The 6,792-nt window shown below is 58.2% G+C and carries 5 protein-coding genes; 3 read left to right on the top strand and 2 right to left on the bottom strand.

Going from position 1 to position 6,792, the window contains the following annotated elements:
* Positions 1-452 precede the first annotated feature (452 nt).
* Entirely contained in the window at positions 453-788 is a 336-nt protein-coding gene (locus AX703_RS24820) for a response regulator (protein WP_039338037.1), read from the bottom strand.
* A complete protein-coding gene (locus tag AX703_RS24815; RefSeq protein WP_197423830.1) occupies positions 766-1,920 on the bottom strand; it encodes an ATP-binding protein in 1,155 nt (384 codons plus the stop codon). The genes AX703_RS24820 and AX703_RS24815 overlap by 23 nt, the downstream gene beginning before the upstream one ends.
* Positions 1,921-2,817: 897 nt before the next feature.
* Between AX703_RS24815 and cas9 the strand changes: the two genes are divergently transcribed.
* From cas9 to AX703_RS24805, 3 genes are all read left to right on the top strand, one after another.
* Positions 2,818-6,021 carry a type II CRISPR RNA-guided endonuclease Cas9 gene (gene cas9 / locus AX703_RS24810; RefSeq protein ID WP_062348047.1) on the top strand — a complete coding sequence of 1,068 codons (3,204 nt, stop codon included), beginning with the start codon at positions 2,818-2,820 and terminating at the stop codon, positions 6,019-6,021.
* Positions 6,022-6,059: 38 nt separating this feature from the next.
* Positions 6,060-6,206 (top strand): hypothetical protein, encoded by a 147-nt coding sequence (locus AX703_RS27660; protein ID WP_156452209.1) that lies wholly within the window; start codon positions 6,060-6,062, stop codon positions 6,204-6,206.
* Between the two features lie 245 nt (positions 6,207-6,451).
* Positions 6,452-6,742 (top strand): hypothetical protein, encoded by a 291-nt coding sequence (locus AX703_RS24805; protein ID WP_156452208.1) that lies wholly within the window; start codon positions 6,452-6,454, stop codon positions 6,740-6,742.
* The last annotated feature ends 50 nt before the right edge of the window (positions 6,743-6,792 follow it).

Raw genomic sequence — 6,792 nt, 5'->3', positions numbered from 1 at the left:
TCATGAAGGAGCGAGACTCTACCTCTGACCGGTAACAATCAGGGGAGCACGTCAAAGGCAAACGCGCAAAACCATTGCCGGGAAAGGCGACAGCTGCTTGCAGGAACAATGAATGGCAAGCCTTGCTTTGCCATCGGACAGATCATTCAATTGGCGGTGCTCTATCGTTGAATTGCCGGCTGCTGGCATCCCTGTGGCACCGGATGGCCGTCAAGGTCGGCATGGCGCAGCCAGATGCGGCAGCCCGGTTGTGTGGGTTCGGCGATCATCGCCAAGGTGACTTTCGTTTCGCGTCAGGCCCGGTGGTCGGTCGTTGGCGGGAATTGCGGGGCGACTGCCAATTTGCGCATTGCGCAGCGGCTCAAGTTACGGCTCGTAACTGAACGTAGGGGTTGATCCAGGACGACACACAAAGATCGCCTGCAAGGCCTGAAAGGGAAGAACGGTCCTTCTCAGAGGAGCGAGAAAAGCTTGTCCATTGTGAAGGGTTTGCGCAGAAATTTCTCTCGATCGGTCAACGCCGCCGGCATTTCGGCATACCCTGTCATGTAGACTACTCGAGCATCCGGATCGCTGTCGAGGGCATGACGGCCAAGCATCCAGCCATCGACTTTGCCAGGCATCCTCAAGTCCGTGACGATCACGTCGAACCTGTGATCCGAACCCAGCAGGGCCATGGCAGCATCACCGTTCGAGGCACTTTCGACCTTGTAGCCGCCAAGTTCAAGCTCATCGACGAGAAGCTCGAGAAGCAACGGCTCATCGTCAACAGCCAGCACTCGCTTCATCTGCCCCTCCAACACGTCGCGGAAAAGAAAGCTTCACGCTGGTTCCAGTTCCCGGCTCGGACTCGATCTTGACCTGCCCACCGCTTTGCACCACGAATCCGAAGACCTGGCTCAAGCCAAGGCCGGTGCCAGAACCGACAGGCTTGGTCGTGAAGAACGGTTCGACCGCCCGTGAAATGGTCTCGCTGTCCATCCCGACGCCTTGATCTTTCACAAAGATAGCAACGGACCCACCTTCCATGGCAGTGGTGATCCGCAAAAGACCACCTGCCGGCATCGCGTCCCGGGCATTGAGCGCGAGGTTCAGGATCGCTCCGTCGAACTGGTTCTTGTCGATCGCGATATCCAGGGGCGCGGGCCACAAGTCCGTCTCGATCGTCATTTTCCCATCGGTCGTCTGTTCGATTAGCGGCACAAGATCGCAGACTGCCTGATTGACGTCGACCGGGACGATCAGGAGGGGCTGCTTGCGGGCAAAAGCGAGCAACTGACCGGTTAACCTTGCCGCCCGTTCGCTGGCTGAAAGGGCATTCTCGATGCTTCTTGCGGCCTTGTGCTCGTCATCAACTCCGCGCTTCAGACGCTCCAGATTGCCATTGATGACCGTCAACAGATTATTGAAATCATGTGCGATCCCTGCAGTCAACTGGCCCACTGCCTGCATTTTTAGTGACTGCCGCAGCATTTCTTCCGCATGTTGGCGCTCGGCCACCTCTTCATGCAATCGGTCAAGTGCGGATTGCAGCTGGCTCGGCGAGGGTACGGCAACCAACTTTGGTAGAAGTGGCCACAAAACAATCGCTGTCACGATCGAGGCGCCAGCCGTGATGACCTTGACGAGCGCTTCGATACCGTATGCCGGAACCCACAACACGAGAATGCTGATCAGGTGCGTTGTGCCACAGGCCAGGATGAAGAGGGCGAAAAGGCCCAGGACCCAACCGAATTCAAGGTCCGGACGACGCCTCAGAAACAGCCAGAGAACCACTGGAATTGAGTAATACGCCATTGCAATGAGCGCGTCGGCGATGACATGCGTCCAGACAAGACCCGGATCCCAAAGGAGGCAAAAGCCATGGGGCGGCAAGCCTGTCTGCAGGAAAAAGCGCATTAACCTGTCGAGCATTTCCATCGATCGCTCCTAACAGGGTCGAGCATCGTCGCAATCGCCATTGGAAGCAATCGGCGTGGTTGCGCGAGGGGGCTCAGCAAAGCAGGATTTTCCCCACGGACGGGCCGAGACTGTGTCGGCGGCGCTTGCCAGACTTATGGTGTGACTCTTGTTCGCCCGAGAGTGCACGAAAAGGAAGAGGCCAGCATAGCCGACCTCCTTGTCTGCCCACTCTGAAGTGCTCAGAAGCGTAGGCCGAGACCTGCACACACCTCATTGCGTGATCAACCGGTTCGGCAATTCGAATAGCGGTGCTCGACCAAGCCATGGCTGTTGGCGGCGGCTCCTGCTTCGCCCTTCGGGCGAAGCAGGAGCCGCCGCCGTCCTTCACCCCGCCGAATTCCCTTAATGCAGGCATAGGATCAGCCTGCCTGGCCATAGAGGGCAAACTTCGAGTTGACGACCGAGGCAACACCAACGCCGGCGGTGAGGGTCGCGGCCGGTGGAGAAGTCACGGTGCTATTGATGCCGTCGTCTTACACGCTTCTTGCCCCGAAGACCGCGGATCTGCGGGTTTTCATGTGTCATGGATCCCCCTCAGCGGAACGCGGTTGAAGAAGGCGAAGCCCTGGGCTTGGGCGTCAAACACCATCTCGTGTGTCTCGCGGGGATAGGCCTGACATAGACCGGAAGATACCGCCACTTGCGCCGTTGAGTGTCGCTGGTCGAGCTAATTCAGCGCGAGACTCAAATAAATCGCGCTGTAAAAATGGGGGCCGCAGCCCCCACCTTATTTGGTGCAATCAAGTTGCTTGTTAACAACCAGACCACGATTTCTGAATCCTAGAAATACCATATCGCTTGCAGTCGTCAATATCCCTCGTAAGAATTGGGTGTTGGCTGACAGCAGGATTTCCGATGGGCACGCGTCTTGGTCTCGACATTGGCACGAACAGCATCGGTTGGTGCCTTTTCAATCTTGATGGGGCAGGCAAGCCGATCGGTATACGCGACATCGGCGTTCGCATTTTCTCAGACGGGCGAGATCCCAAGTCAGGAACATCTCTTGCGGTTGACCGGCGCGAAGCACGGGCGATGCGACGGCGGCGTGATCGCTATGTTCGGCGTCGGTCGGCTTTGCTGGACGCCCTGATGAACACTGGCCTCATGCCTACTGACATTCAAGAAGCCAAAGCGCTGACCGGATGCGACCCTTATGCTCTGCGCGTGACAGCACTGGATGAAGAACTGGAACCCCACCTTCTCGGCCGAGTGCTCTTCCATCTGAACCAGCGGCGAGGATTCAAATCGAACCGTAAGGCTGAGCGCAAAGCGGGGAATGACAAGGAGGGTGGCAAGATCGCGGACGGTGCAAAGGCGCTCGATCTGGCGATGCATGAAGCAGGCGCGCGCACCTATGGGGAGTTTCTGGCTGGCAGGGATGCAAAACGCGTGCGGATGCGCACGGAAGCAGATGGCTATGACTTTTACCCCGAACGCCGCCATCTGGAAGCTGAGTTCGACGCGATCTGGGCAGCACAGGCCGCATACAATCCCGCGTTGTTGACCGATGCTGTCCGCGACCGGTTGCGGCGCATCATCTTTTTCCAGCGACCATTGAAGACACCGAAGGTCGGAGGCTGCACTTTTTTCAACGAAGAGCCACGCCTGCCCAAGGCCCACCCGCTTTTTCAGGAACGGCGGTTGTATGAAGAGGTCAATCAACTTGAAATCACGAGAGCGGGAGCACCATCTCGAAAGCTGACGCTCGAGCAGCGCGACAAGATCATTCTCAAACTGAAATCGGCGAAGACCGCGGGTTTCTCAGGCCTGGCGAGACTGCTGAAGCTCGCTGATGGTGAGAGCTTCAACAAGGCTACCGACAACCGCACTGGTCTTGCCGGCGATGAAATCTTCACCTCATTTAGCGACAAAAGGTGCTTTGGTGATCGTTGGGCGCATTTCGATCCCGGCGTTCAATGGTCAATTATCGAGACGGTGGCAGAGGAGGAAGATCCGGTTCGCCTGCGCGACTGGTTGATGGCCACGCACGGTGTCACTGTGGAACAGGCGGAAGCGATTGGGCGTGTGCGCCTGCCAGAAGGCCATGGGCGCCTCGGCGAAACGGCCAGCCGATTGATTCTCGCCCAACTCAAGTCGGGGTCGAAAGATGGACATCCGCTGACATACAACGAGGCAGTGGAAGCCGCGCTCGGAAAGTCGCACAGCGATTTCCGCACCGGCGAGATACTGGAGCAGCTGCCTTACTACGGTGAAATCCTCTCCAGGGAAATTCCGCCCGGCTCGCTCGATCCGGACGACGACGACGAAATACGCTGGGGCAAGATCACCAATCCCACGGTCCATATCGGCCTGAACCAGCTCCGCCGCTTGCTGAATGCCCTTATCAAGGCTCATGGCCGCCCGGATGAGATTGTTGTCGAACTGGCACGCGAACTGAAGCTCAGCGAGAAAGGCAAGGCCGAACACAACCGGCGTATCGGCGCTAACACTCGCGCTGCTGAGGCCAGGTCGAAGAAACTGCTCGAAAGCGGACAGCCTGATACCGGGGCGAACCGGTCGCTCCTGAAATTGTGGGAAGACCTCAATCCGAACAATCCGCTCGACCGGTGCTGCCCGTTTTGCGGACGTCACATCGGGCAAATGGCGCTGTTCTCAGGCGAAACCGAGATTGAACACATCATTCCCTATTCCCGTTCACTCGACGATAGCGCCGCAAACAAGGTCATCGCGCATCGCAGCTGCAAGCAGGAGAAGGGCAACAAGACGCCTTGGGAAGCCTGGGGACACACGGAGCGCTGGGCGATCATCGCCGAGCAAGTGTCACGGCTCCATAAATCAAAGCAATGGCGCTTTGCCCCGGACGCAATCGAACGCTTCAATCAAGAGGGCGGCTTTATTGCGCGTCAGCTGAGCGACACGCAATATCTGTCGCGGATGGCACGGACCTATCTTTCGAGCCTTTATCCCGACACTGCCGGGGTTTATGTCATCCCCGGTCGCATGACCGCGATGCTGCGGCGCCTATGGGGTTTGAACGAGCTTCTGCCCGATCATAACTATATCGAGAATCCCCATAGCGGCGCGCCCAAGAATCGCCTCGATCATCGCCACCATGCGATTGATGCCGCCGTTGTCGGGGTCACGACACGGGGTCTGTTGAACGAGATTTCGAGGGCGGCGGGCCGCGCGGAGCGTCAGGATCTCGACAGGCTTTTCATCGATCTGCCCAAGCCTTGGGAAACATTCCGCGAAGATCTGCATGAGTCTTTGGCGCGCGTTGTTGTCAGTCACAAGGCCGATCATGGCCGCAAGGGCGTTCCGGCAAAGGGCAAGGATGCCACCGCCGCACGGCTGCACAACGAGACTGCCTACGGACTGACCGGCCTGACCAGCGAAAGCGGCTTGCCGATTGTCGTCCACCGTGTGCCTCTGCTCAGCCTCAAGCCGGATGACCTCTCCAATCCCATCCGCATCCCGGACGCTGCTTTGCAGCGGGCACTGCGGGAGGCCACTGACGGTAAATCGGGTAAGGATTTCCAGGAGGCGCTGGCCCAGTTCTCCAAATCAGACCCTGTGTTCAAGGGTATACGGCATGTCAGAGTGCGGGAAACATTGAAGGTCATCCCGATCCGTGACGCATCGGGTCATGCCTTCAAAGCCTACAAGGGCGATGCCAATGCGCGATATGACGTGTGGCGGATGCCGGACGGAAAATGGGTATCAAGCTGGAGGGACAGGGACGGGAAAGCTCATTCGGGCATCATAACCATGTTTGAAGCGCACCAGGCCGGCCAGCCTGTCCAGCGCCCACACCCAGCGGCGAAGAGAGTTTTAAGTTTGCGCCAGAACGATTTGGTAGCGGTCGAGCCGCAAGGTCAGCCGCGCAAGATCATGCGGGTCGTGAAATTTTCCAGTGGGGGACAGATTACCTTTGCAGAACATCAGGAAGCAGGACCCTTGAAAGCGCGAGACGCGACTTCGCCCGATATTGATCCCTTCAAATATTTCTATTCTTCTGCTGGCGGCTTGCAGAAGGCCAGAGCCCGGCAGATTCGTATCGACGAACTTGGGCGCATCTTCGATCCCGGGCCGCGTTAACCTCTCACCATCGATGACGGGCCAGCCTCCGGCTGACCATGGATCGTGTTGTCGATATTGTCTCGGATGATCTGAACCTGTCGGCGCATCGCGGATCTTTGGTTGTCAGCCTTGATCGTGAGGAACAGGGCGGGGCGCTCGACGATATTCAAGCGGCTATCGTTCATGCGCACGGTGTGACCTGAAAGACCAGACCTGTCGTGGCGCTCGCAGAACACTGCACAATCCTGGTGCCTTGCACTTACACCAATACGGCGACCGCCTTCATATCACCGATTGATGGCCACCATCCCCGGGCAGCGAGAATGCGGGCGAAAGTGGATGCGGCTCGCCCGCTATTCAAACAGCTTTGGCAGAAAAGCCTTGTCACCAGGATTACAGTGCACGCGTGATCGCTGGCAGCGCGAGGCAGGCAGAAGCCAGAGCACTCATGCTGATGGTGCGGCGCGTCCGCTCCGGCGACCGCGACAATCTTGAGGCGCAGGCGGCACGAAAACATTGGCCGGCTCTGATGGGCGCTGACTTTCCCCGTGATCTGAACGCCGGCGGTGCCACTGCCCAGTTGAATCATCGCTGCACTGTCGTGCGATCCTGCGTGCCCGGGGCGATCATCGGGGCAGGACTGCCCCCTGCAATCGGCCTGCACCACCAAGATCGGATAAACGGTTCGCGCTCGCTGACGATCGTGTGGAACTGTTTCGCCCTCGGGTTGACCGGCTAGAGCATAATCCGACCGGATAGAATCGCAGGGGGTTCCCAAGGCGCTGGAAA

Origin of the sequence: Novosphingobium sp. CCH12-A3, assembly GCF_001556015.1 — a bacterium.
GTDB lineage: Bacteria > Pseudomonadota > Alphaproteobacteria > Sphingomonadales > Sphingomonadaceae > Novosphingobium > Novosphingobium subterraneum.
The sequence above is the reverse complement of the archived record's forward strand: the minus strand, read 5'-3'. Positions and strand labels throughout refer to the sequence as shown.